The organism is Pseudomonas putida group bacterium ESBL64 (assembly GCF_045277175.1).
In the GTDB taxonomy this organism is placed as follows: domain Bacteria; phylum Pseudomonadota; class Gammaproteobacteria; order Pseudomonadales; family Pseudomonadaceae; genus Aquipseudomonas; species Aquipseudomonas alloputida.
Genome location: NZ_CP145799.1, coordinates 4,308,615 through 4,333,495 on the forward strand (window position 1 = coordinate 4,308,615; position 24,881 = coordinate 4,333,495).

The 24,881-nt window shown below is 61.7% G+C and carries 19 protein-coding genes; 16 read left to right on the forward strand and 3 right to left on the reverse strand.

Annotated elements, in window-relative coordinates; all coding sequences use genetic code 11:
- Positions 1–230: 230 nt before the first annotated feature.
- Positions 231–1,637, reverse strand: a complete 1,407-nt coding sequence (gene glnA, locus V6093_RS19610; protein ID WP_003249219.1) for a type I glutamate--ammonia ligase — start codon at positions 1,635–1,637, stop codon at positions 231–233.
- Positions 1,638–2,107: 470 nt separating this feature from the next.
- On the opposite strand from glnA, the gene thiI reads away from it, so the two are divergent.
- The 3 genes from thiI to V6093_RS19625 all read left to right on the forward strand — a co-directional run bounded on the left by thiI (position 2,108) and on the right by V6093_RS19625 (position 7,118).
- Positions 2,108–3,562 carry a tRNA uracil 4-sulfurtransferase ThiI gene (gene thiI / locus V6093_RS19615; RefSeq protein WP_003249221.1) on the forward strand — a complete coding sequence of 485 codons (1,455 nt, stop codon included), beginning with the start codon at positions 2,108–2,110 and terminating at the stop codon, positions 3,560–3,562.
- 128 nt (positions 3,563–3,690) lie between these two features.
- A complete protein-coding gene (typA, locus tag V6093_RS19620; RefSeq protein ID WP_003249222.1) occupies positions 3,691–5,511 on the forward strand; it encodes a translational GTPase TypA in 1,821 nt (606 codons plus the stop codon).
- A gap of 185 nt (positions 5,512–5,696) precedes the next feature.
- A complete protein-coding gene (locus V6093_RS19625; protein ID WP_047603584.1) occupies positions 5,697–7,118 on the forward strand; it encodes a PhoPQ-activated pathogenicity-related family protein in 1,422 nt (473 codons plus the stop codon).
- Between the two features lie 98 nt (positions 7,119–7,216).
- On the opposite strand, the gene V6093_RS19630 is transcribed toward V6093_RS19625, so the two are convergent.
- Entirely contained in the window at positions 7,217–7,621 is a 405-nt protein-coding gene (locus V6093_RS19630) for a YkgJ family cysteine cluster protein (RefSeq protein WP_003249225.1), read from the reverse strand.
- 184 nt (positions 7,622–7,805) lie between these two features.
- On the opposite strand from V6093_RS19630, the gene V6093_RS19635 reads away from it, so the two are divergent.
- The 5 genes from V6093_RS19635 to V6093_RS19655 all read left to right on the forward strand — a co-directional run bounded on the left by V6093_RS19635 (position 7,806) and on the right by V6093_RS19655 (position 13,155).
- Entirely contained in the window at positions 7,806–10,256 is a 2,451-nt protein-coding gene (locus tag V6093_RS19635; protein ID WP_047603580.1) for a glycogen/starch/alpha-glucan phosphorylase, read from the forward strand.
- 237 nt (positions 10,257–10,493) lie between these two features.
- Complete coding sequence (locus V6093_RS19640) at positions 10,494–11,504, forward strand: class 1 fructose-bisphosphatase (RefSeq protein WP_003249230.1); 1,011 nt, start codon at positions 10,494–10,496, stop codon at positions 11,502–11,504.
- Positions 11,505–11,507: 3 nt separating this feature from the next.
- The gene (locus tag V6093_RS19645) at positions 11,508–12,104 is read left to right on the forward strand and encodes a DUF924 family protein (protein ID WP_003249232.1); all 597 of its coding nucleotides are present in this window, start codon (positions 11,508–11,510) and stop codon (positions 12,102–12,104) included.
- Positions 12,105–12,331: 227 nt separating this feature from the next.
- Positions 12,332–12,586, forward strand: a complete 255-nt coding sequence (gene bamE, locus V6093_RS19650) for an outer membrane protein assembly factor BamE (RefSeq protein WP_003249234.1) — start codon at positions 12,332–12,334, stop codon at positions 12,584–12,586.
- Positions 12,583–13,155 (forward strand): lipocalin family protein, encoded by a 573-nt coding sequence (locus tag V6093_RS19655; RefSeq protein ID WP_004576931.1) that lies wholly within the window; start codon positions 12,583–12,585, stop codon positions 13,153–13,155. Before bamE ends, V6093_RS19655 begins: the two co-directional genes overlap by 4 nt.
- 149 nt (positions 13,156–13,304) lie before the next feature.
- Here V6093_RS19655 and V6093_RS19660 read toward each other — a convergent pair whose 3' ends face one another.
- A complete protein-coding gene (locus tag V6093_RS19660) occupies positions 13,305–14,669 on the reverse strand; it encodes a formimidoylglutamate deiminase (protein ID WP_406669588.1) in 1,365 nt (454 codons plus the stop codon).
- 144 nt (positions 14,670–14,813) lie between these two features.
- On the opposite strand from V6093_RS19660, the gene hutC reads away from it, so the two are divergent.
- From hutC to hutG, 8 genes are all read left to right on the forward strand, one after another.
- Complete coding sequence (hutC, locus tag V6093_RS19665; protein WP_173881450.1) at positions 14,814–15,524, forward strand: histidine utilization repressor; 711 nt, start codon at positions 14,814–14,816, stop codon at positions 15,522–15,524.
- Positions 15,521–16,093 carry a HutD family protein gene (locus V6093_RS19670; protein ID WP_047603575.1) on the forward strand — a complete coding sequence of 191 codons (573 nt, stop codon included), beginning with the start codon at positions 15,521–15,523 and terminating at the stop codon, positions 16,091–16,093. Before hutC ends, V6093_RS19670 begins: the two co-directional genes overlap by 4 nt.
- 287 nt (positions 16,094–16,380) lie before the next feature.
- Positions 16,381–17,331, forward strand: a complete 951-nt coding sequence (locus V6093_RS19675) for an IS110 family transposase (RefSeq protein ID WP_004577666.1) — start codon at positions 16,381–16,383, stop codon at positions 17,329–17,331.
- A gap of 510 nt (positions 17,332–17,841) precedes the next feature.
- Positions 17,842–19,515: a urocanate hydratase gene (gene hutU, locus V6093_RS19680; protein WP_004577162.1), complete on the forward strand. Its 1,674-nt coding sequence runs from the start codon at positions 17,842–17,844 to the stop codon at positions 19,513–19,515.
- A 108-nt stretch (positions 19,516–19,623) separates the two neighbouring features.
- The gene (gene hutH, locus V6093_RS19685; protein WP_003249248.1) at positions 19,624–21,156 is read left to right on the forward strand and encodes a histidine ammonia-lyase; all 1,533 of its coding nucleotides are present in this window, start codon (positions 19,624–19,626) and stop codon (positions 21,154–21,156) included.
- Between the two features lie 158 nt (positions 21,157–21,314).
- The gene (locus V6093_RS19690; protein WP_003249253.1) at positions 21,315–22,718 is read left to right on the forward strand and encodes an amino acid permease; all 1,404 of its coding nucleotides are present in this window, start codon (positions 21,315–21,317) and stop codon (positions 22,716–22,718) included.
- A gap of 15 nt (positions 22,719–22,733) precedes the next feature.
- Complete coding sequence (hutI, locus tag V6093_RS19695; protein WP_014860367.1) at positions 22,734–23,939, forward strand: imidazolonepropionase; 1,206 nt, start codon at positions 22,734–22,736, stop codon at positions 23,937–23,939.
- A 10-nt stretch (positions 23,940–23,949) separates the two neighbouring features.
- Positions 23,950–24,753 (forward strand): N-formylglutamate deformylase, encoded by an 804-nt coding sequence (gene hutG / locus V6093_RS19700; RefSeq protein ID WP_003249258.1) that lies wholly within the window; start codon positions 23,950–23,952, stop codon positions 24,751–24,753.
- Positions 24,754–24,881 lie beyond the last annotated feature (128 nt).

Below are 24,881 nucleotides of genomic sequence, written 5' to 3' on the forward strand. Positions count from 1 at the left end.
TTACCGATAAAGGCCTGAATCTGCGCAAATTCGGATCAGAAAGTCTTGGTGAAACGTTTAATCTGAACCAGATTGGGGAGCAATTGAGGGCATGGCGTGAATTAGTGCACCAAGATAGAGCATAGCGTGGCAGGCGAATCAGTGGTGCTTCTGCAAGGTGCGCAGAAACAAAAACGGCCTCCCGAGGGAGGCCGTTGTGATCATGTCATCGGCGCGAGGCGCCAATCAGATCAGCAGCTGTAGTACAGCTCGTATTCCAGCGGGTGTACGAAGGTACGGACCTTGATTTCTTCTTCGCTCTTCAGTTCGATGAAGGCGTCGATGAAGTCATCGGAGAACACGCCGCCCTTGGTCAGGAACGCACGGCCTTTATCCAGCTCTTCCAGAGCTTCTTTCAGGCTGCCGCACACTTGCGGGATGTTCTTGGCTTCTTCTGGCGGCAGGTCGTACAGGTTCTTGTCGGCCGCGTCGCCTGGGTGGATCTTGTTCTGGATGCCGTCCAGGCCAGCCATCAGCAGGGCCGCGAACGCCAGGTACGGGTTGGCCGATGGGTCCGGGAAGCGTGCTTCGATACGGCGGGCTTTCGGGCTGCCAACGTAAGGAATACGGATCGAGGCGGAACGGTTGCGAGCCGAGTAGGCCAGCATTACCGGGGCTTCGAAGCCTGGGACCAGACGCTTGTACGAGTTGGTCGACGGGTTGGTGAAGCCGTTCAGGGCCTTACCGTGCTTGATGATACCGCCGATGAAGTACAGGGCGGTGTCGGACAGGCCGGCATAGCCTTCACCCGAGAAGGTGTTCTTGCCGTCTTTCCAGATCGACATGTGCACGTGCATGCCCGAGCCGTTGTCGCCGTACAGTGGCTTCGGCATGAAGGTGGCGGTACGGCCGTAAGCGTCGGCAACGTTGTGCACGACGTATTTCAGCGCCTGTACTTCGTCAGCCTTCTTCACCAGGGTGTTGAACTTGACGCCGATTTCGTTCTGGCCGGCAGTCGCCACTTCGTGGTGGTGAACTTCAACGGTCTGGCCCATTTCTTCCAGGGCGTTGCACATGGCAGTACGGATTTCGTGGTCGTGGTCGAACGGCGGAACCGGGAAGTAGCCGCCTTTCACGCCTGGACGGTGGCCTTTGTTGCCGCCTTCCACGTCAGCGCCGGTCATCCACGAGCCCTGCTCGGAGAAGATCTTGAACATCGAACCGGAGATGTCCGAGTGGAACTTCACTTCGTCGAAGATGAAGAACTCAGGCTCTGGGCCGGCGAATACGGTGTCACCGATGCCGGTGCTCTTCAGGTACTCTTCAGCACGCTTGGCGATGGCGCGTGGGTCGCGGTCGTAGCCCTGCATGCTCGACGGGTCGACGATGTCGCAGGTGATGATCAGGGTTGGTTCTTCGGTGAACGGGTCCAGAACGGCGGTTTCGTCGACCGGCATCAGGATCATGTCGGAAGCTTCGATGCCTTTCCAGCCAGCGATGGAGGAACCGTCGAACATCTTGCCGACTTCGAAGAAGTCTTCGTCCAGCGCATCACGCGACGGCATGGTCACGTGGTGCTGAATGCCTTTGGTGTCCGTGAAACGCAGATCAATCCACTTGACGTCATGATCTTTGATGAGTTGAACCGACTTCGACATGTTGTCCTCCGGATGGTCTAGAGCGCGGTGGGCCGCTGCCCTGGAAAAAGGGTGTTGCCGGGCGCGGATAGTCGGCCAAGCTTACCTGCCTCACAAGGGAGCAAATTGCATGCCAGTGCCCGAAAATGGCGAGGGTGGGATAAAAGGGGGCGTTTGCGGGCATTTGGCGTTGGGTTGGCGGGTAAAAGTGCACCCTTACGATGCGTTTTTTGATCGTATCGCACCAATAGGGTGCGTTGCGTGAGTGGTGTGCCAGGTTCTAGGGCCTCTTCGCGGGTAAACCCGCTCCTACGGGCTTTGCACCGCCTGTAGGCGCGGGTTTACCCGCGAAAGGGCCGTAACAGGCACTGCAAAACCTGGCCTCTGCATTTATCTCAAAGCTTCTGATCAAAAGTTGGTCAAATCCTGAGCAATTTCCGATATAATTCGCGCCCCTCATTTTCGGCAGGCCCTGCGCGCGCTGTTAACCAATGAAACTTATCGTCAAAGTCTTCCCAGAAATCACCATCAAAAGCCGGCCGGTGCGCAAGCGCTTCATCCGCCAGCTTGGCAAGAACATCCGCAACGTGCTCAAGGATCTCGACCCTGAGCTCGCGGTCGATGGTGTCTGGGACAATCTCGAGGTGGTCACCCGCGTCGAAGACGAAAAAGTCCAGCGCGAGATGATCGAACGCCTCACCTGCACCCCGGGTATCACCCACTTCCTGCAGGTAGAGGAATACCCGCTGGGTGACTTCGACGACATCGTCGCCAAGTGCAAGCACCACTTCGGCCACCTGCTGGCCGGCAAGCACTTCGCCGTGCGCTGCAAGCGCGGTGGCCACCATGACTTCACCTCGATGGACGTCGACCGTTACGTCGGCAGCCAGCTGCGCCAGCAGTGTGGCGCCGCCGGGATCGAGCTGAAAAAGCCTGAAGTGCTGGTGCGCATCGAAATCCGCGACCAGCGCCTGTACGTGATCCACAACCAGCACAACGGCATCGGCGGTTATCCGCTGGGTGCCCTGGAGCAGACCCTGGTGCTGATGTCCGGTGGTTTCGACTCCACCGTTGCGGCGTACCAGATGATGCGCCGCGGCCTGATGACCCACTTCTGCTTCTTCAACCTCGGCGGCCGTGCCCACGAACTGGGCGTGATGGAAGTGGCCCACTACCTGTGGAAAAAGTACGGCAGCAGCCAGCGCGTACTGTTCATCAGCGTGCCGTTCGAAGAAGTGGTTGGCGAGATCCTCAACAAGGTCGACAACAGTTACATGGGCGTGACCCTCAAGCGCATGATGCTGCGCGGCGCCGCCCATATGGCCGACCGCCTGCAGATCGACGCGCTGGTGACCGGCGAAGCGATTTCCCAGGTGTCCAGCCAGACCCTGCCGAACCTGTCGATCATCGACTCGGCCACCGACAAGCTGGTGCTGCGCCCGCTGCTGGCCAGCCACAAGCAGGACATCATCGACCAGGCCACCGAAATCGGCACCGCGGACTTTGCCAAGCACATGCCGGAATACTGCGGCGTGATCTCGGTAAACCCGACCACCCATGCCAAGCGTCACCGCATGGAGCACGAAGAAAAGCAGTTCGACATGGCCGTGCTGGAGCGCGCTCTTGAGCGCGCCAAGTTCATTTCCATCGACCATGTGATCGATGAGCTGGGCAAGGACATCGAAATCGAGGAAGTGGCCGAGGCGCTGCCAGGCCAGATCGTCATCGACATTCGCCACCCCGATGCCCAGGAGGACGAACCTCTGGTGCTGGAAGGTATCGAAGTCCAGGCCATGCCGTTCTACGCCATCAACAGCAAGTTCAAGCACCTGGACCCCACGCGCCAGTACTTGCTGTATTGCGACAAGGGTGTGATGAGCCGTTTGCACGCACACCACCTGCTCAGTGAGGGACATGCCAATGTGCGTGTTTATCGTCCGACATAAGACGCCGGGGCTGTATGGCGGCAGTATCCGCCATCGCCCTCCCGACCGCCGGGCCCGCTGAGCCTTAAACAGTACATATTGGCCGCCTACACTGGGCGGCAACCGAATCCTCTGATCGAGATACACTTGTGATCGAAAATCTGCGTAACATCGCCATCATCGCCCACGTTGACCATGGTAAAACCACTCTGGTCGACAAACTCCTGCGTCAGTCCGGCACTCTGGAGCGTAACGAGCTCAATGACGAGCGCGTCATGGACTCCAACGACCAGGAAAAAGAGCGCGGTATTACCATTCTGGCGAAAAACACCGCCATCAACTGGAACGGCTACCACATCAACATCGTCGACACCCCCGGCCACGCCGACTTCGGTGGCGAGGTTGAGCGTGTAATGTCGATGGTCGACTCCGTGCTGCTGCTGGTCGACGCCCAAGACGGCCCGATGCCGCAAACCCGCTTCGTGACCAAGAAGGCTTTCGAAGCCGGCCTGAAGCCAATCGTCGTGATCAACAAGGTTGACCGTCCGGGCGCACGTCCTGACTGGGTTCTGGACCAGATCTTCGACCTGTTCGACAACCTCGGTGCCACCGACGAACAGCTGGACTTCAAAGTGGTCTACGCCTCGGCCCTGAACGGCATTGCCGGCCTGGACCACACTGCCATGGCCGAAGACATGACCCCGCTGTACCAGTCGATCATCGACAACGTACCAGCACCGTCTGTTGACCGCGACGGCCCGTTCCAGATGCAGATCTCCGCACTGGACTACAACAGCTTCCTCGGCGTTATCGGTGTTGGCCGCATCGCCCGTGGCCGCGTCAAGCCGAACACCCCGGTTGTCGCCATCGACACCAACGGCAAGAAGCGTAACGGCCGTATCCTGAAGCTGATGGGTCACCACGGTCTGCACCGCGTTGACGTCGAAGAAGCCCAGGCTGGCGATATCGTCTGCATCAGCGGTTTCGATGAGCTGTTCATCTCCGACACCCTGTGCGCCCCGGATGCGGTAGAAGCGATGAAGCCGCTGACCGTTGACGAGCCGACCGTTTCGATGACCTTCCAGGTCAACGACTCGCCGTTCTGCGGTAAAGAAGGCAAGTTCGTCACCAGCCGTAACATCAAGGACCGTCTGGACAAGGAGCTGCTGTACAACGTTGCCCTGCGCGTTCAGGAGACCGACTCCCCTGACAAGTTCAAGGTTTCGGGCCGTGGTGAGCTGCACCTGTCGGTGCTGATCGAAACCATGCGTCGTGAAGGCTTCGAAATGGCCGTGGGCCGTCCTGAAGTGATCATCCGCGAAGTCGACGGCGTGAAGCAGGAGCCGTTCGAGAACGTCACCATCGACATCCCTGAAGAATCCCAGGGCAAGGTCATGGAAGAGATGGGTCTGCGTAAAGGCGACCTGACCAACATGGTTCCGGATGGCAAGGGCCGCGTTCGTCTGGAGTACAACATTCCAGCCCGTGGTCTGATCGGTTTCCGTAACCAGTTCCTGACTCTGACCAACGGTGCAGGCATCCTGACCTCGATCTTCGATCGCTACGACACCATGAAGTCGGGCCAGATGTCCGGCCGCCTCAACGGCGTACTGGTTTCGGTCGAGACCGGCAAGGCACTGACCTACTCGCTGGAAACCCTGCAGGCTCGCGGCAAGCTGTTCGTTGAACACGGCCAGGAGATCTACAACGGTCAGATCATCGGTCTGAACAGCCGTGACAACGACCTGGGCGTGAACCCGACCAAAGGCAAGAAGCTCGACAACATGCGTGCTTCGGGCAAAGACGAAGTCATCGCCCTGGTACCACCAGTTCGCCACACCCTCGAGCAGGCCCTGGAATTCATCCAGGACGACGAGCTGTGCGAAGTGACGCCTAAGTCGATCCGTCTGCGCAAGAAGATCCTGGACGAAGGCGAGCGTACCCGCGCAGCCAAGAAAGCCAAGAACTGAGTTAGCTCAGGCTGAATGAAAACGCCCCCGGTCGAAAGGCCGGGGGCGTTTTTGTTTGCCTTGTGGAAAGCTCCAGTAGGAAGCGACGGTGTTTTGCAGGTGCTTGTTCGACGGCAAACCGAGGAGCCTTGTGACAATCAGAGGCCCTGCCTAGGTTGGCTGGCTCTTGCTTTGGAGCTTGGAACATGAATTGTCGTTACCTGTTGTTTATTCCGTGTCTCGCCGTCAGTTTTCAGGCCAGTGCCCAGCAGGCGTGTAGCGCGCTGCGACCGCAGGAATTAGCCCGCTGTCATGTCGAGAAGGTGAGACAGGCACCCTTGCAGTACCAGTTGGAGCAGAAGACGCCCGCACAGGGCTATACGCTGTATCAATACCGGATGACCTCACAGACCTGGTCGCCTGAGCCCGTTGTTGAGCCCCGCCTGTGGGAGCACCGCGTCGAACTGTTCGTGCCAGACGTGGCATTGGCGGAGAAAGCGTTGGTAGTGGTCAATAACGGTGTGAGGTTTGGTGAGGAACAACAAATCCCTGACTACTCGTCCGAGGCGTTGAGTGCCATTGCCGTGCAGACACAGACTGTTGTGGCGTCGATCAGCGATGTGCCCAACCAGTATGTGACCTTCCGTGATGCACAAGCGCCGATGCGCGAGGATGATGCCGTGGCTCACACCTGGGCGCATTGGCTGCGTAACGAAGCGGCTGCCCCGGAGCTGCCGCTGCATGTGCCAATGGCCGCTGTCGCCAGCAGGGGCATGGACCTCATGGCTGACGCGTTGCCCGAGCTACGCCTCGAGCAGTTCATCATCACCGGTGCCTCGAAACGCGGTTGGAGTGCATGGCTGACGGCCATGGCTGATGATCGGGTAGTTGCCATCGTGCCCAGCGTCATCGATGTTGCCGACACTTCCAGCATGCTGGAGGGCTTGCGCAAGCGGTACGGTGGTTCATGGCCATTGGCGCTCTGGCCCTATCAGGCTGCGGAAGTATTGCAGCAGTTGGGCAGCCCGGCCTTCGCTCGGTTGATGGCACTGATGGACCCGATGCAGTACCTGGATGAGCCGGGTGCTCGCCTGAAGATACCGAAATACCTGGTGTCCGCCAGCGGGGATGATTTCTTCGCCCCTGATCACGCCACGGACTACCTGCAGCGCCTGCCTGGCCAGACCAGCCTCAGGGTGCTGCCGAACTCGGACCATGGGGGCGTGCGTGCGCATGTTGTCACTACCCTCGTGCCGATGGTTCAGCGTATCCAGGCCAGCCTGCCCATGCCTCGCGTGCAAGTGGCTCCGGGCGAAGGAGCTGCGCATGTGCTGGTACGGCTTTCGGAAATGCCTGTAGCAGTGAAGGTGTGGACTGCGGCTAACCCCTTGGATCGGGACTTCCGCCATGCCTGTGGGGTACGCTACACATCGCAGACGATCATCCCCAGTGAGGCCTTCAGCCTTGACTGGGCGCCGCCGGCGCAAGGCTGGCAGGCGCGGTTCGTAGAGGCGCGGTTTGCTGATGGTTTCGTAGTCACCAGCCCGGTCAGCGTTTTGCCGCAGACTTATCCTGAGCATCCACCAGCGGATCAGGGGGGTGCTTGCCGGAGCTTCCCCGCTGGTTGAAATGGGAGCGGTGGGTTCAGTGCTTCATGCCCAACTCGGCATCGCCACAGAATCGAGCGCCGCCCGCGCGGCACTCGATTTATGCCCCGGCGCAAGACTCAACGCCCAACCACCTTGGGCTTGTAGGCGCAATACCCCGGCCGCGGCCCGACCTTGGGGTGGTTGCGGCAGGTATCCGGGCGCTTGTCATAAATGGTGCACAGCCGGCTTTTACGATCCAGGTACATGCAGTCGTCGTTGCTCATCCGGGTCAGGGTGAAGATCCCGGACTTCTGGTTGAAGCGCTCGATGATGCCTTCTTTTTGCAGGCGCTTGGCCACGTTCTTGGGGGGTTCGTCTTTTTCGAACTCGTCGACCACGCCGATACGGATCAGATCCTTGATCTTCACCTCCACCGGCAGGGTGCAGCAGGTCGAATGGCAGCCATGGCACATGTTGCTGGTATAGCGCTGCCAGGTCTCCAGGCGGTCGACTTCGGCCGCGGCGATCAGGGTCGTTTTCATCTTTATAGGGTGGATCACGGTCTTGGGGCGCGCGATGATACCGGAATTGTTCAATTTATGAACAACCTTTTGCCGGAATCGCAGAGTGGGCATGAAAACTGCGAACCGTAACTGTCGCTCTCTGTCGAAGGGTCTAGTCTCAACACTCTCCCTCCGCTTTCGTCAACTTGCCCGAGGATGCCGCATGTCCCAGGAACCCAAAGCACGTGACGCCGAAGTCGCGGATTTTCGCGCTGCTGTACTGAACAAGCTGACCTACGCGGTCGGCAAGGATCCCGAGCACGCCTTCGACCATGACTGGTTCGAAGCCATTGCCCTGGCTGCGCGCGATCACATGGTCGACCACTGGATGGATCACACCCGGCAGGCCTATCGGCGCAGCCAGAAGCGTGTCTACTACCTTTCCCTGGAGTTTCTCATCGGCCGCTTGCTGTACGACAGCCTGAGCAACCTGGGCCTGCTGGACGTCGCCCGCGATGCGCTGGAAGGGCTGAATGTGGACCTCGAACGCATTCGCCTGCTCGAGCCGGACGCCGCGCTGGGCAATGGTGGCCTTGGCCGTCTGGCTGCGTGCTTCATGGAGAGCATGTCTACCCTGGGTATCGCTGCCCATGGTTACGGCATCCGCTACGAGCACGGGCTGTTCCGTCAGGCCGTGGTCGATGGCTGGCAGCAGGAACAGACCGAGAACTGGCTGGATTTCGGCAACCCCTGGGAGTTCGAGCGCGCCGAGGTGATCTACCCGATCAGCTTTGGCGGCAGTGTCGAAACGGTGCACGATGCAAGCGGTAGCCAGCGCCAGGTATGGTGGCCTGGCGAGACGGTGCGGGCGGTGGCCTACGACACGCCGGTAGTCGGCTGGCGCGGATCCAGCGTCAACACCCTGCGCCTGTGGCGCGCGCGCGCGCTGGAAGAGCTGCACCTGGAGCGCTTCAACGCCGGTGACCATTTGGGGGCTGTGGCTGAAGTGGCGCGTGCCGAGAGCATTTCGCGTGTGCTTTACCCCGCCGACAGTACCGAGGCCGGTCAGGAACTGCGCCTTCGCCAGGAGTACTTTTTCGTCTCGGCTTCGCTGCAGGACTTGCTGCGGCGCCACCTGAACATGCACAAGGACCTGCTCAACCTGCCTGATGCAGCGGCCATCCAGCTAAACGACACCCATCCCTCGATTGCGGTGGCGGAGCTGATGCGGTTGCTGGTGGATCAGCACGAAGTGCCTTGGGAAAAGGCCTGGGAGCTGACCGTCGGCACGCTCGCCTACACCAACCATACCCTGTTGCCAGAAGCCCTGGAAACCTGGCCGGTAGCGCTGATGGAGCGCATGCTGCCACGGCACATGCAGATTATCTACCTGATCAATGCCTACCATATCGATGCGTTGCGGGCCAAAGGCCTGCACGACTTCGACGTGCTGCGCGCGGTTTCGCTGATTGAGGAAGACAACGGCCGACGGGTGCGCATGGGCAACCTGGCGTTTCTCGGCTCGCACAGCGTCAACGGCGTGTCGGCGCTGCACAGCAGGTTGATGAAAAGCACGGTGTTCTCCGAACTGCACAAGCTCTACCCGCAACGGATCAACAACAAGACCAACGGCATTACCTTCCGCCGCTGGTTGTACCAGTCCAACCCTCAACTGACCGAGATGCTGGTCGAGGCGCTTGGGCCGGAACTCAAGGACGACCCACAGACGCGTCTGGCGGGCCTGGTGCCGTTCGCCGAAAAAGCCGGTTTCCGCAAGCAGTTCGCTGCCCAGCGGCTGCACAGCAAGCGCGCCTTGGCCAGCATCATTCAGGATCGTATCGGCGTCACGGTCAACCCCGAGGCGCTATTCGACGTTCAGGTCAAACGTATTCACGAATACAAGCGCCAGTTGCTCAACCTGCTGCACACCGTTGCACTGTACCAGGCCATACGCAACGACCCTGGCACCAACTGGGTGCCGCGGGTGAAGATCTTCGCTGGCAAGGCTGCGGCCAGTTACCACCAGGCCAAACTGATCATCAAGCTGGCCAACGACATCGCCCGGGTGGTGAACAACGACCCGACGGTGCGCGGCCTGCTGAAGGTGGTGTTCCTGCCCAACTACAACGTCAGCCTGGCCGAGAGCATCATCCCGGCGGCGGACCTTTCCGAGCAGATATCCACCGCGGGTTACGAAGCTTCCGGTACCAGTAACATGAAGTTCGGCCTCAATGGTGCGCTGACCATCGGCACCCTGGATGGCGCCAACGTGGAGATGTGCGAACAGGTGGGGGCCGACAACATGTTCATCTTTGGCCTGACCGCGCAGCAGGTTGAAGCGCGCAAGCGTGCCGGTGATTTTGGCGCCAATGCCGCCATAGCTGCTTCCAACCGCTTGACCGATGTGTTGCAGGCCATCCGCAGTGGTGTGTTCTCGCCAGACGACCCTTCTCGGTACACCGGGTTGATCGACGGCCTGGTGGCCTACGATCGCTTCCTGGTGTGTGCCGATTTCGATGCCTACTGGGATGCCCAGCGGCGGGTCGAGGATCTGTGGCACACACCGCAGGAGTGGTGGCGCAAGGCGGTGCTCAATACCGCGCGGATGGGCTGGTTCTCCTCGGATCGGACCATTCGCGAGTATGCGACCGAGATCTGGAAGGCGCTGGACTGAGGCGGGCCTGTGCTGGCTTGTTCGCGGGTAAACCCGCGCCTACAGGGCCCTTATCCACCTGTAGGCGCGGGCGCGTCCGCGAATGGCCCCACAACCAGACCACCGGCCTGGCGAAGGCTGAACTACCGACCTATTGTGCCGTCTGAGAGCCGTGGCGAGTCTCATCACTCGCTAGCCCGTCACTCTCCCTGTAAACTGCGGGGGTTTTTCATCCCCCCAATCCGTTCGGAGCCATACATGTCCCGCGTTACCCTGAGTCGCTATCTGATTGAGCAGACCCGCAGCAACAATACCCCTGCCGATCTGCGCTTCCTGATCGAAGTGGTAGCGCGTGCGTGCAAGGAAATCAGCCATCACGTGTCCAAAGGCGCCCTCGGTGGTGTGCTGGGCAGCATGGGCACTGAAAACGTGCAGGGCGAGGTCCAGAAGAAACTGGACGTGATTTCCAACGATATTCTGCTGGAAGCCAACGAGTGGGGCGGTCACCTGGCTGGCATGGCTTCCGAAGAAATGGACAACGCGTACCAGATCCCGGGCAAGTACCCGAAAGGCGCCTACCTGCTGGTCTTCGACCCGCTGGACGGTTCGTCGAACATCGACGTCAACGTGTCGGTCGGTACCATCTTCTCGGTTCTGCGTTGCCCTAACCAGTACCTGAGCCAGAACGAAAGCCTCAACGAAGAAGCGTTCCTGCAGCCAGGTACCGAGCAGGTTGCTGCCGGTTATGCCATCTACGGCCCGCAGACCATGCTGATCCTGACCCTGGGCAACGGCGTCAAGGGCTTCACCCTGGATCGCGAACTGGGCAGCTTCGTGCTGACTCACGAAAACATCCGCGTACCGGAGACCACCGCCGAGTTCGCCATCAACATGTCCAACCAGCGCCACTGGGAAGCCCCGGTACAGCGCTATGTGGGCGAACTGCTGGCAGGCGAGACCGGCCCGCTGAAGAAGAACTACAACATGCGCTGGATCGCCTCGATGGTGGCCGACGTGCACCGCATCCTGACCCGTGGCGGCCTGTTCATGTACCCACGTGACGCCCGCGAACCAAGCAAGCCGGGCAAGCTGCGCCTGATGTACGAAGCCAACCCGATGTCGTTCATCATCGAACAGGCCGGTGGCGCTTCCACCAACGGTTACGATCGCATCCTCGACATCAAGCCAGAAAGCCTGCACCAGCGCGTGTCGGTGATTCTCGGCTCGAAGGAAGAGGTCGAGCGCGTCACCGCTTACCACAAGGAGTAAGTCATGCTCGCACCTTGGCAGCCGTTGCTGGAGTGGTGGTTCGGTTGGGGCACCAGTGCCCAGGCCGTGGCTGACGAGAAGAGCACGCTGTGGTTCGGCAAACATTACGATGCCGAGGCCCATGCGCTGTTTGGCGACCTGGTCGAGCATGCCCTGGCGGGTGGGCTCGAAGAGTGGCAGCAAAGCCCGCAGGGCTGGCTGGGCCTGCTGATTTTGCTCGACCAGCTGCCACGCATGATCTACCGCGACACGCAGCGTGCCTTCGAGGGCGACCGGCGTGCCCAGGTGGTGGCCATGCAGGGCCTGCAGAAGGGCTGGGATTACCAGCTGCTGCCGATCCAGCGCGTGTTCGTGCTGCTGGTACTGGAGCATGCCGAAGTGCTGGACTGGCAGAACCTGTGCGTGGAGCGTTATCGAATGCTGCTGGACGAACAGCCCGAGGCCAACCGCCGGCTGTTTGAAGGCTTCCTCGACTATGCCGAGCAGCACCAGCGGGTAATTGCTCGCTTCGGGCGCTTCCCGCACCGCAACCTGGTGCTGGAGCGGCCGAGCACCAGCGAAGAGATGGACTTTTTGCTGGAGCCTGGGTCCCGGTTCTGAGGCCCAAGGGGCCTGCTGTGCAGGCATCGCGACGCAAGGCCGCTCCCATTGGGGGCGGCCTTTTTTATTGGGCGCATGATTAGTGCTTTGTGATTAATCGCACAGTAGTGGCCATCCGACCAATGGTGTAGGGACATAGGGGGTGGGGCAGGGAACCTGGGAGGGATTTTCACGTCGAAGGTCACTGCAGGCCACTCGCCTGTATCATCTTTCAGGAGTGTCCCTTCATGTCGTTGCGTTCCCTCGCCCTGTTGTCGCTGTGCGTCGTGCTGACTGCCTGCAGCAAGATCAATCAGGAAAACTATTCCAAGATCAAGGCCGGTATGAACAAGGCCGAGGTCGAGCAGTTGCTCGGCACGCCGACCGAGTGTTCTGGCGCGTTGGGCATGAGCAGCTGCACCTGGGGGGACGAGAAGAGCTTCATAAGCGTGCAGTACGCAGCTGACAAGGTGCTGATGTATTCCGGGCAGGGCCTCAAATGAGGCGTGCGTACCTGCTGATGGGGGTATGCCTGGCGTTGCTGCTGGGCGGTTGTGCAGGTTCCGTGCACGACCCGCTGGCGCCGAAAACCGCCGGCCATGTCGACCTCAAGCGCTACCAGGGCAAATGGTACGAGCTGGCGCGCCTGCCCATGCGCTTCCAGGAAGGCTGCGAGCAGTCCGAGGCCCATTACAACCTCAGGCCTGATGGCAGTTATGGCGTGCTCAACCGCTGCCGCACCATGGGTGATGAATGGCTTCGCGCAGAAGGGCATGCGAATATCCAGGAGCCGGGGCACACCGACAAGCTGTGGGTCGAGTTCGATAACTGGTTCACCAGGCTGGTGCCAGGCGTGGCGCGGGGTGAGTACTGGATTCTTTATGTGGACGACCACTACCGTACGGCCATCGTCGGCAGCCCGGACCGCAAATACCTTTGGATTCTGTCGCGCACACCGACACTGCCGGCCTGGGAGCGTGAGAACCTGCTGTCCAGGGCGCGGCAGCAGGGGTATGACACCAGCCGCTTGATCTGGCGGGCGTCCGATCAGCAAATAGTAAAAATGCACTGAGTTTTTTGGGGTTGGTTTGCAACCTTTCGCGGGCAAGCCCGCTCCCACAGGTTCTGCGCTGAACCCTGGGCTGCCCCCAAGAGATTTTGTGGGGCAGTCCAACCTGTGCGGGCTTGCCCGCGAAGGGCTGCAACGCAGCCCCGGTACACTCAGCCCAAAAGCTGGCGCAACACCTCGGCAAACGCCCGCCCGCTTTCTTCTTCTTGCGCATGCCGCCCCTGGCGCACCACCCACTGCCCATTCACCATCACATCGCGCACCTGGCGATCGCCGCCGGCAAACAGCCAACGGTTGAGAATGGCATCACCCTCCGCCATGGCGATGTAGGGGTCCTGCCCATCGAGCACCAGCCAGTCGGCACGCTTGCCCACCGCCAACTCGCCGACCGCCTGCCCCAGCGCCTGTGCACCACCGGCCAACGCCGCGTCATACAGCGTGCGCCCGACCATCGGTTGGTCGCCGCGATACAGGCGGTTGCGCCGCTGGTCCCGCAGGCGCTGGCCATATTCCAGCCAGCGCAACTCCTCCACCACGCTTAACGACACATGGCTGTCCGAGCCAATGCCCATACGTCCGCCCTGTGCCAGGAAGTCCACTGCCGGGAAGATCCCATCGCCCAGGTTGGCTTCGGTGGTCAGGCACAACCCGGCCACTGCGCCGCTGCGGGCCATGGCAGTGACTTCGTCCGGTTCGGCATGGGTAGCGTGTACCAGGCACCAGCGGCGGTCCACGTCCACGTGCTCGTACAGCCACTGCAGCGGGCGCAGGCCGCTCCAGGCCAGGCAGTCGTCGACTTCCTTCTGCTGTTCGGCGATGTGGATATGCACTGGGCACTGCCTGTCGCTGGCCGCCAACACTTCGGCGATCTGCCCAGGCGTTACCGCCCGCAGTGAGTGGAAGCACAGGCCCAGTTGCTGCGCCGGTTGCGCGGCCAGCAGCGGGGCGAGCTGGGCTTGCAGCTGCAGGTACTGCCCGGTGGAGTTGATGAAGCGCCGCTGCCCGTCGTTCGGCGCCTGGCCGCCAAAGCCTGCATGGCTGTACAGCACCGGCAGCAAGGTCAGGCCGATGCCGCTGTCGGCTGCGGCCGCGCTGATGCGTCGCGACAGCTCGGCCGGGTCGGCGTAGGGCTTGCCGGCCTGGTCGTGGTGCACGTAGTGGAACTCCGCCACCGAGGTATAACCGGCCTTGAGCATCTCGATGTACAGCTGGCGGGCGATGACCTGAAGCTGCTCTGGGCTGATCTGCCCGACCAGGCGGTACATCAGGTCTCGCCAGGTCCAGAAACTGTCGTTGGGGTTGCCGGCAACTTCCGCCAGGCCTGCCATGGCGCGCTGGAAAGCGTGCGAGTGCAGGTTGGGCATGCCGGGCAGCAGCGGGCCGGCCAGGCGCTCGGCGTCTTCGGCCGAAGCGCCAGGCTCGATGCTGGCCACACGGCCATCGCTGGCGACCTCGATACGCACATGGCTGGCCCAGCCCGTAGGTAGCAGGGCGCGTTCGACGAAGTAGGCTGACATCGGTGGAATCCTGTTATTGTTAACTTGTATATACATATACAGGCGTTTGCCTGCCGGGTAAACTGCGGCAAGCTACCGCTCATTTCATTTGCACAAGGATCCATCGCCGTGCCGACACCTCCTGTCTCCGTGCTGGTTGCCCAGATGGGCGAGGGCCCGGCGCCGCTCTACGCCCGGGTCAAACAGATGATCATCCAGCAGATCGACAACGGCAGCTGGCCACCGCATCACCGGGTACCCTCCGAGAGCGAGCTGGTCAACGAGCTGGGCTTCAGCCGCATGACCATCAACCGCGCCCTGCGTGAACTCACCGCCGAAGGCCTGCTGGTGCGCATGCAAGGGGTCGGCACCTTCGTGGCCGAGCCCAAGGGCCGTTCGGCGCTGTTCGAGGTCAACAACATTGCCGACGAAATTGCCGCGCGCGGGCACCAGCATAGCTGCCAGGTGATCACGCTTGCCGAAGAAGCGGCCGGCTCCGAGCGGGCGCTGGCTCTGGACATGCGTGAAGGTCAGCGGGTGTTCCATTCGCTGATCGTGCATTTTGAGAACGGTGTGCCGGTGCAGATCGAGGACCGTTACGTCAACGCGGCCATTGCGCCCGATTACCTCAAGCAGGATTTCACCCGGCAGACGCCTTACGCCTACCTGTCCCAGGTGGCGCCGTTGACCGAAGGTGAGCATGTGGTCGAGGCGATCCTGGCCGAGCCGGAAGAATGCCGCCTGTTGCAGATCGAGCGGGGCGAGCCTTGCCTGCTGATTCGTCGTCGCACCTGGTCCGGCCGCCAGCCGGTGACCGCTGCACGGCTGATCCACCCCGGTTCCCGTCATCGCCTGGAAGGACGTTTCAGCAAATGAGTCAGCTGCAGTTGTTGCGTGCGCACGATTACCCGCGCATGCCGTGGAAGAACGGTGGCGGTTTCACCGAAGAGATTACCCGCGACAGTGGCGAGGGCCTGGACGGTTTTGGCTGGCGTCTGTCGATTGCCGATATCGAAGAGTCGGGCGGGTTTTCCACCTTTGCCGGCTACCAGCGGATCATCACCGTGCTGCAGGGCGACGGCATGCGCCTGCTGGTCGACGGCCAGGCCAGTCGGCCATTGCTGGCGTTCGATGCGTTTGCGTTCAGCGGCGAGAGCCAGGTCAGCTGCAAGTTGCTGGGCGGGGCGATCCGCGATTTCAACCTGATCTATGCACCGCAACGGTACCGGGCGAGGTTGCAGTGGTTTGATGGCACGAGCCGTTTGTACAGCTCGGCGTCGACAGTGCTGTTGTTTGCTGCCAGCAGTCACGTGGAAGTGTCCATGGCGGGGCGTGAGGTGCAGCGGTTGGGGTTGTATGACTGCCTGCGGCTGGAGGGCAACGATGAGTTGCTTGGGCTGGAGGTCCAGGGGCGGTTTTGCTTGATTGAGCTCATTTCTCGCTGATGGGCTTGGCGATACATTTTCATCGCCTGTGAGATCGAGCGCCGCCCGCGCGGCGCATCGCGACGCAAGGCCGCTTGTGTCTTGATGGGGGATTAGAATCTGGAGTGAGAGCGGTGAATGGCAAGCTGAATGCCGTAGGTGCCTTGAGCACGTGTGGGAGCACAAGCTGCCATTCACCGTTCCACTTTGGCGAGAGCCCGAACAGTTGGATGCGGCTCTGATCTCGAATCACAAGCGTGGGCCAAGCCAAAGTCCTCTCACTGTGTTGAGTTTAGGAGGTTTTGGTGATGGCTTCCTTCTTGGGTATCGATGTTTCCAGTCTCTCCCTTGATGCTGCGGTGCGGCCACAGGGCATCAAAATGCATTTAAGCAATGATCCCACAGGCTTTGAGGCGCTACTGGAGAGCCTTCGCAAGCTCAGTATCAAGCGCGTCCTGTTAGAGGCGACGGGTGGCTACGAGCGAGATGTCATGCGTTTTCTACAGGACGCTGGCTACAAGGTCATACGCGTTAATCCCAGGCGAGCCAGGTCATTCGCTGACTCTCTAGGCATCAAGGCCAAGACTGACGCCATCGACGCCGAGGTTCTGGCGCACTATGCCGAAGTCATTCCAGATCAACCCTCCCTGCGAATCAGCCCCGAACGAGCGCTTCTGCGAGAGTTGCTTCAGCAACGTGATCGGTTGGTTCAACAGCGAGATGACGACCTGCGGCGCCTGAAGCAGGTGCAATCGACTGCAGTTGCTAACTACCTGAATGCCAACCTGAAACACTTCAAAGCGCAGATCAAACTGGTTGAGCGTGAGATCGAACAGCAAACCGCGATGCTGAACGACGAACGGGTTACCCAACTGATTAAAGTGAAAGGCATTGGGATGGTGACAGCGGGCAAGCTAGTAGCGCTGCTGCCGGAGCTGGGTCGGGTTGAATCCAGAGAAATTGCCTCCCTGGTCGGAGTGGCGCCCTTCAACCACGACAGCGGGAAATTCATGGGCAAGCGCTCTATCTCTGGCGGACGATTTGCGGTCAGGCGATCGCTGTACATGGCATGCCTTGTGGCGATGAGATACAACCCAGCACTCAAGGCTCGTTATCAGTCACTGCGGGAGCGCGGAAAACTTCCCAAAGTCGCTATCGTGGCCTGCATGAGAACGTTCATCGTGCGGTTAAATGCCATGCTCAGAACGGGTACATCATGGCTCGATCTAGTGCTACCGCAGCCTGAAAGTACAACGTAAATCCAGAACGCAGCGTGAGCCGCGTGGAAGCGGGCTTGCCCGCGAAGCCAACACCGTGGTGGATGGCACGGGCTTCGCCCGTGTTCGCGGGCAAGCCCGCTCCCACAGGGAAGGCGCCAGCTTTTAGAAATTGAGCAAGACAGTTGCTCCCACATTTGTTTCGGGCCAGTCCCTCCTGTGCCATGCGCGCGCGACCGCCTTGTTTGTACGACGCGATATTGAGCCATGCGCCAAGGGGCTCGCGCGCGAATCCCACAGGAGTAATTGGCCCGAAACAAATGTGGGAGCGGCCTTGCGTCGCGATGCGCCGCGCGGGCGGCGCTCGATTTATGCGCCGCCGCAAAACTCAAGCCGGACCGACGCTCGCTTCACCCCCCCCCAAAAAAAAATCAAAGCAGGAACAACAGGTCCAATTATTTTGGTTGTCCATGCTTGTACATACAAGTAAAGGTGTGTTTGTATATTGACCACGACATACCCGCCCGCGGACGACCGCAGAGGACCTTTCCCGTGACCGACAACAACAAATACCGTGACGTTGAAATCCGTGCCCCACGTGGCAACAAGCTGACCGCCAAAAGCTGGCTGACCGAAGCGCCACTGCGCATGCTGATGAACAACCTCGATCCACAGGTCGCGGAAAACCCGAAAGAGCTGGTGGTATACGGCGGTATCGGCCGCGCCGCGCGCAACTGGGCCTGCTACGACAAGATCGTCGAAACCCTGACCCGCCTGGAAGACGACGAAACCCTGCTGGTGCAGTCGGGCAAGCCGGTCGGTGTGTTCAAGACCCACAGCAACGCACCGCGCGTGCTGATCGCCAACTCCAACCTGGTGCCACACTGGGCCAATTGGGAACACTTCAACGAACTGGACGCCAAAGGCCTGGCCATGTACGGCCAGATGACCGCCGGCAGCTGGATCTACATCGGCAGCCAGGGCATCGTCCAGGGCACCTATGAAACCTTCGTCGAAGCCGGTCGCCAGCACTACGGCGGCAGCCTGAAAGGCAAGTGGGTACTCACCGCTGGCCTGGGCGGCATGGGCGGCGCCCAGCCACTGGCCGCGACCCTGGCCGGTGCTTGCTCGCTGAACATCGAATGCCAGCAGAGCCGTATCGACTTCCGCCTGGAAACCCGCTACGTCGACGAGCAGGCCACTGACCTCGACGACGCTCTGGCACGCATCGCCAAGTACACCGCCGAAGGCAAGGCCATCTCCATCGCCCTGCATGGCAACGCCGCCGAAATCCTCCCAGAGCTGGTCAAACGTGGCGTGCGCCCGGACATGGTCACCGACCAGACCAGCGCCCACGACCCACTGAACGGCTACCTGCCTGCCGGCTGGACCTGGGAACAGTACCGCGACCGTGCGCAGACCGAACCAGCTGCAGTGGTCAAGGCTGCCAAGCAGTCGATGGCCGTGCACGTGCAGGCCATGCTGGACTTCCAGAAGCAGGGCATCCCGACCTTCGACTACGGCAACAACATCCGCCAGATGGCCAAGGAAGAGGGCGTGGCCAATGCCTTCGACTTCCCAGGCTTCGTCCCGGCCTACATCCGCCCACTGTTCTGCCGCGGGGTCGGCCCGTTCCGCTGGGCGGCGCTGTCCGGTGAAGCCGAGGACATCTACAAGACCGACGCCAAGGTCAAGGAACTGATCCCCGACGACGCCCACCTGCACCGCTGGCTGGACATGGCCCGCGAGCGCATCAGCTTCCAGGGCCTGCCGGCACGTATCTGCTGGGTGGGGCTGGGCCTTCGCGCCAAGCTGGGCCTGGCTTTCAACGAAATGGTCCGCAGCGGCGAGCTGTCGGCACCGGTGGTGATCGGCCGTGACCACCTCGACTCCGGCTCGGTATCCAGCCCGAACCGCGAAACCGAGGCCATGCGTGATGGTTCGGACGCTGTTTCCGACTGGCCGCTGCTCAACGCCCTGCTGAACACCGCAGGCGGCGCCACCTGGGTATCGCTGCACCATGGCGGTGGCGTGGGCATGGGCTTCTCGCAGCACTCGGGCATGGTCATCGTCTGCGACGGTACCGATGAGGCCGCCGAGCGCATCGCCCGGGTACTGACCAACGACCCAGGGACTGGCGTCATGCGTCACGCCGATGCCGGTTATGACATCGCCATCGACTGCGCCAAGGAGCAGGGCCTGGACCTGCCGATGATCACCGGCTGATCACCACGCTTTGGATCGCACCCTGCAAGGGGTGATACTGAACAACAAGAAGGAGCGCGCAGGCACCCACAAGCGGGCCTGCGGCTCCACGCGATTTGGAGTAGTAACGTGACCGAACTCACCCTCAAGCCTGGCACCCTGACCCTGGCCCAGCTGCGCGCGATCCATGCCGCGCCCGTGCGCCTGCAACTGGATGCCAGCGCCGCACCGGCCATCGACGCCAGCGTCGCCTGTGTCGAACAGATCATTGCCGAAGACCGTACTGCCTACGGCATCAACACCGGCTTCGGCCTGCTGGCCTCGACCCGCATCGCCAGCCATGACCTGGAGAACCTGCAGCGTTCGCTGGTGCTGTCCCACGCCGCCGGTATCGGCGCGCCGCTGGATGACGACTTGGTGCGGTTGATCATGGTGCTGAAGATCAACAGCCTCAGCCGTGGCTTCTCCGGCATCCGCCGCAAAGTCATCGACGCGCTGATTGCCCTGGTCAACGCCGAAGTCTACCCGCACATCCCGCTGAAAGGCTCGGTCGGCGCATCCGGTGACCTTGCGCCGCTTGCGCATATGTCGCTGGTGCTGCTGGGTGAAGGCAAGGCACGCTACAAGGGCCAGTGGCTGCCGGCCACCGAGGCCTTGGCGATTGCCGGCCTCGAGCCGCTGACCCTGGCCGCCAAAGAGGGCCTGGCCCTGCTCAACGGTACCCAGGCCTCCACCGCCTATGCCTTGCGTGGCCTGTTCCAGGGCGAAGACCTGTATGCCGCTGCCATCGCCTGCGGTGGCCTGAGCGTCGAAGCTGCGCTGGGCTCGCGTTCGCCGTTCGATGCGCGTATCCACGAAGTGCGTGGCCAGCGCGGCCAGATCGACACCGCTGCCTGCTTCCGCGACCTGCTGGGCGACTCCAGCGAAGTGTCGCTGTCGCACAAGAACTGCGACAAGGTCCAGGACCCGTACTCGCTGCGCTGCCAGCCGCAGGTCATGGGTGCCTGCCTGACCCAGCTGCGCCAGGCCGCCGAGGTACTGGGCATCGAAGCCAACGCCGTGTCGGACAACCCGCTGGTGTTCGCTGCCGAAGGTGATGTGATCTCCGGCGGCAACTTCCACGCCGAACCGGTGGCCATGGCCGCCGACAACCTGGCCCTGGCCATCGCCGAAATCGGTTCGCTCAGCGAGCGCCGCATCTCGCTGATGATGGACAAGCACATGTCCCAATTGCCGCCGTTCCTGGTGGAAAACGGCGGGGTCAACTCTGGCTTCATGATCGCCCAGGTCACCGCTGCCGCCCTGGCCAGCGAGAACAAGGCTTTGTCGCACCCGCACAGTGTCGACAGCCTGCCAACTTCGGCCAACCAGGAAGACCACGTGTCGATGGCCCCGGCTGCCGGCAAGCGCCTGTGGGAAATGGCCGAAAACACCCGTGGCGTGCTGGCCATCGAATGGCTGGGCGCGTGCCAGGGCCTGGACCTGCGCAAAGGCCTGAAGACTTCGGCCAAGCTGGAGCAGGCGCGCCAGGCGCTGCGCAGCGAGGTGCCGCATTACGACCGTGACCGTTTCTTCGCGCCGGATATCGAAAAGGCCGTGGACCTGTTGGCCAAGGGTAGTCTGACCGGCTTGCTGCCGGCGGGTGTGCTGCCAAGCCTGTAATGCCCCTTGGGGCCGCTTGGCGGCCCTTCGCGGTCAAGCCCGCTCCTACACAGATTGCGATCTGCAAACGCTATCCATGTAGGAGCGGGCTTGCCCGCGAAGGGGCTGCGCAGCAGCCGCTCAATCTCACGACCACAAAAACAATTCAAGGACGTGACATGCAACAAGCTCAAGGTCTCAAGCGCGGGCTAAGTGCCCGCCACATCCGTTTCATGGCCCTCGGCTCCGCCATCGGCACCGGCCTGTTCTACGGTTCTGCCTCGGCCATCCAGATGGCAGGCCCGGCCGTGCTGCTGGCCTACCTGATCGGCGGCGCCGCCGTGTTCATGGTCATGCGCGCCCTTGGCGAAATGGCCGTGCACAACCCGGTGGCCGGCTCCTTCGGCCACTACGCCACGACCTACCTCGGCCCAATGGCCGGTTTCATCCTTGGCTGGACCTACGCTTTCGAGATGGTCATCGTCGCCATCGCCGACGTCACCGCGTTCGGTATCTACATGGGCTTCTGGTTCCCGGAGGTAGCCCGCTGGATCTGGGTGCTGGGCATCGTTTTCCTGATCGGCGGCCTCAACCTGTGCAACGTCAAGGTATTCGGCGAAATGGAATTCTGGCTGTCGCTGCTCAAGGTCGGCGCCATCGTGGCGATGATCCTGGCCGGCCTCGGCATCATGGCCTTCGGTTTCAGCCAGGTGGGTACCGGGCATGCCGTAGGCATGAGCAACCTGTTCGACCACGGCGGCTTCATGCCTAACGGCGTGGGGGGCTTGATTGCGTCGTTTGCCGTGGTGATGTTCGCCTTCGGCGGTATCGAGATCATCGGCGTCACCGCCGGTGAGGCAAAAGACCCGCAGCGCGTCATTCCCAAAGCGATCAACGCGGTGCCACTGCGTATCCTGCTGTTCTACGTGCTCACCCTGTTCGTGCTGATGTGCCTGTACCCATGGCCGCAGATCGGTAGCCAGGGCAGCCCGTTCGTGCAGATCTTCAGCAACCTGGGCATTGGTTCTGCCGCTGCTGTGCTGAACGTCGTGGTGATTTCCGCTGCCATCTCTGCCATCAACAGCGACATCTTTGGCGCTGGCCGCATGATGTATGGCCTGGCCCAGCAAGGCCACGCCCCGCGCGGCTTCAGCAAGTTGTCGAAACATGGCGTACCGTGGATGACCGTCGTGGTGATGGGGGCTGCGCTGCTGATCGGCGTATTGCTCAACTACCTGATCCCGGAAAATGTGTTCCTGCTGATTGCCTCGATCGCCACCTTCGCCACGGTGTGGGTGTGGCTGATGATCCTGCTCACCCAGGTAGCCATGCGCCGCAGCATGAGCCGCGAGGAAGTGGCCCAGCTCAAGTTCCCGGTACCGTTCTGGCCATACGGCCCGGCCATGGCCATTGCGTTCATGGTGTTCATCTTTGGCGTGCTCGGTTACTTCCCGGACACCCAGGCGGCATTGATCGTCGGCGTGATCTGGGTGGTGTTCCTGGTGGCGTCCTACCTGCTGTGGTGCAAGCCGCGCGCAGGGCAGGGCCAGCCGGTAGCGGAGCCGGCCGAGCTGCACCGCTAGCAAAGGAGATTGTGCATGAGAACCCTCTGGCAGCATTGCCATGTTGCAACCATGGCCGATGGCCGTTACTCGGCCATCGAGGACGCGGCGATCGTCACCAGCGCCGGGCTGATCGAGTGGATAGGCCCACGCGCCGAGCTGGCGCCCGTCGAAGCTGACCGCACGGTTGACCTGGGCGGGGCCTGGGTCACCCCCGGGCTGATCGACTGCCACACCCATGCGGTGTTCGGTGGCAACCGCAGCGGCGAGTTCGAGCAGCGCCTGCAGGGCGTGAGCTATGCCGAAATCGCCGCGCAGGGTGGGGGTATCGCGAGTACCGTGCGGGCTACCCGGGCGGCCAGCGAAGACGAGCTGTTCGCCAGTGCTCGCCAGCGCGTTCAGGCACTGATGCGCGATGGCGTGACCACCCTCGAGGTCAAGTCCGGCTACGGCCTGGACTTGGCCAATGAGCGCAAGATGCTGCGAGTGGCCCGGCGCCTGGCCGACGAGCTGCCGCTGACGGTGCGTGCCACGTGCCTGGCAGCGCACGCTTTGCCCCCGGAGTACGCAGGCCGGGCCGATGACTACATCGCGCACATCTGCGATGAAATGTTGCCGGCCCTGGCCGCCGAAGGCCTGGTAGATGCGGTGGATGCCTTCTGCGAACACCTCGCGTTCTCGCCGGCCCAGGTCGAGCGGCTGTTCATCAAGGCGCGCGAACTGGGCCTGCCGGTCAAGCTGCATGCCGAACAGCTGTCATCGTTGCACGGCTCAAGCCTGGCCGCGCGTTACCAGGCACTGTCGGCTGACCACCTGGAGTTCATGACAGAGGAAGACGCAGTGGCAATGGCAAACGCCGGCACGGTCGCCGTGCTGCTACCGGGTGCGTTCTACTTCCTGCGTGAAACCCAGCTGCCGCCAATGGATGCATTGCGCCGCCACGGGGTAAAGATTGCCCTGGCCAGCGACCTCAACCCCGGCACCTCGCCAGGCTTGTCGCTGCGGTTGATGCTGAACATGGGCTGCACCTGCTTCCGCATGACACCAGAAGAGGCCCTGGCAGGCGTTACGGTGCACGCCGCCACGGCGCTGGGCCTGGGTGACAGTCACGGCTCGCTGCAAGTGGGCAAGGTGGCCGACTTCGTTGCCTGGCAAATCGAACGCCCCGCCGACCTGGCCTACTGGCTGGGTGGCGACCTGCCCAAGCGCGTAGTGCGCATGGGCCACGAAATCTCCAACTGAGCGAGGCACGATGGACAAGGTATTGAGTTTTCACCAAGGTCGCCTGCCGCTGCTGATCAGCATGCCGCACGCTGGCTTGCGTCTGACCGACGCCGTGCGCGACGGCCTGGTCGACCAGGCGCAAAGCTTGCCGGACACCGACTGGCACATCCCGCAGTTGTACGACTTTGCCCGTGACTTGGGTGCCAGCGTGGTGGCCGCAGAGTACTCACGCTTCGTCATCGACCTGAACCGTCCGGACGACGACAAGCCGCTGTACGCCGGCGCCACCACGGGCTTGTACCCGGCGACCTTGTTCGGCGGCGAACCCCTCTTCAAAGACGGGCTGGCGCCGTCTGGCGAAGAGCGCAAACGCTATCTGGAGCAAATCTGGCGCCCTTATCACGCGACCATTCGTCGTGAACTGGACCGCTTGCGTGAGCAGTTTGGCTATGCGCTGCTGTGGGATGCCCATTCGATCCGTTCGCTGATCCCGCACCTGTTCGACGGCAAGCTACCGGACTTCAACCTAGGTACTTTCAACGGCGCCAGTTGCGATCCGGCACTGGCTGAGCGGCTGCAGGGTGTGTGCGCCGAGGTGCAAGGTTACAGCCATGTGCTTAATGGTCGGTTCAAAGGCGGTCACATCACCCGGCATTATGGCGACCCGGCCAACCATATCCATGCTGTGCAACTGGAGCTGGCGCAAAGCACCTATATGGAGGAAGTCGAGCCGTTTGCCTACCGGGAAGACTTGGCGCAACCGACGCAAGCGGTATTGAGGCAGCTTCTGCAAGCGCTGCTGGCCTGGGGCGACGCGCGTTACAAGCGTTGAGTGGAGGCGGCGACGCTAACGGCGTCGCCAGGCACCGTGGGGGGCAGTTGCCGGAAATCTGCGCAATGGCCCATTCGCGCCGTTCGAACGCGTCAGCAAGGACGGTGCTGAAAGCGCAATTCAGGTTT

Excerpts from the sequence above, each read along its gene's own strand:
- glnA (WP_003249219.1), bottom strand. The coding sequence starts at position 1,637 with ATGTCGAAGTCGGTTCAACTCATCAAAGATCATGACGTCAAGTGGATT.
- thiI (WP_003249221.1), top strand. The coding sequence starts at position 2,108 with ATGAAACTTATCGTCAAAGTCTTCCCAGAAATCACCATCAAAAGCCGG.
- V6093_RS19625 (WP_047603584.1), top strand. The coding sequence starts at position 5,697 with ATGAATTGTCGTTACCTGTTGTTTATTCCGTGTCTCGCCGTCAGTTTT.
- V6093_RS19630 (WP_003249225.1), bottom strand. The coding sequence starts at position 7,621 with ATGAAAACGACCCTGATCGCCGCGGCCGAAGTCGACCGCCTGGAGACC.
- V6093_RS19635 (WP_047603580.1), top strand. The coding sequence starts at position 7,806 with ATGTCCCAGGAACCCAAAGCACGTGACGCCGAAGTCGCGGATTTTCGC.
- V6093_RS19640 (WP_003249230.1), top strand. The coding sequence starts at position 10,494 with ATGTCCCGCGTTACCCTGAGTCGCTATCTGATTGAGCAGACCCGCAGC.
- V6093_RS19645 (WP_003249232.1), top strand. The coding sequence starts at position 11,508 with ATGCTCGCACCTTGGCAGCCGTTGCTGGAGTGGTGGTTCGGTTGGGGC.
- bamE (WP_003249234.1), top strand. The coding sequence starts at position 12,332 with ATGTCGTTGCGTTCCCTCGCCCTGTTGTCGCTGTGCGTCGTGCTGACT.
- V6093_RS19655 (WP_004576931.1), top strand. The coding sequence starts at position 12,583 with ATGAGGCGTGCGTACCTGCTGATGGGGGTATGCCTGGCGTTGCTGCTG.
- V6093_RS19660 (WP_406669588.1), bottom strand. The coding sequence starts at position 14,669 with ATGTCAGCCTACTTCGTCGAACGCGCCCTGCTACCTACGGGCTGGGCC.
- hutC (WP_173881450.1), top strand. The coding sequence starts at position 14,814 with ATGGGCGAGGGCCCGGCGCCGCTCTACGCCCGGGTCAAACAGATGATC.
- V6093_RS19670 (WP_047603575.1), top strand. The coding sequence starts at position 15,521 with ATGAGTCAGCTGCAGTTGTTGCGTGCGCACGATTACCCGCGCATGCCG.
- V6093_RS19675 (WP_004577666.1), top strand. The coding sequence starts at position 16,381 with ATGGCTTCCTTCTTGGGTATCGATGTTTCCAGTCTCTCCCTTGATGCT.
- V6093_RS19690 (WP_003249253.1), top strand. The coding sequence starts at position 21,315 with ATGCAACAAGCTCAAGGTCTCAAGCGCGGGCTAAGTGCCCGCCACATC.
- hutI (WP_014860367.1), top strand. The coding sequence starts at position 22,734 with ATGAGAACCCTCTGGCAGCATTGCCATGTTGCAACCATGGCCGATGGC.
- hutG (WP_003249258.1), top strand. The coding sequence starts at position 23,950 with ATGGACAAGGTATTGAGTTTTCACCAAGGTCGCCTGCCGCTGCTGATC.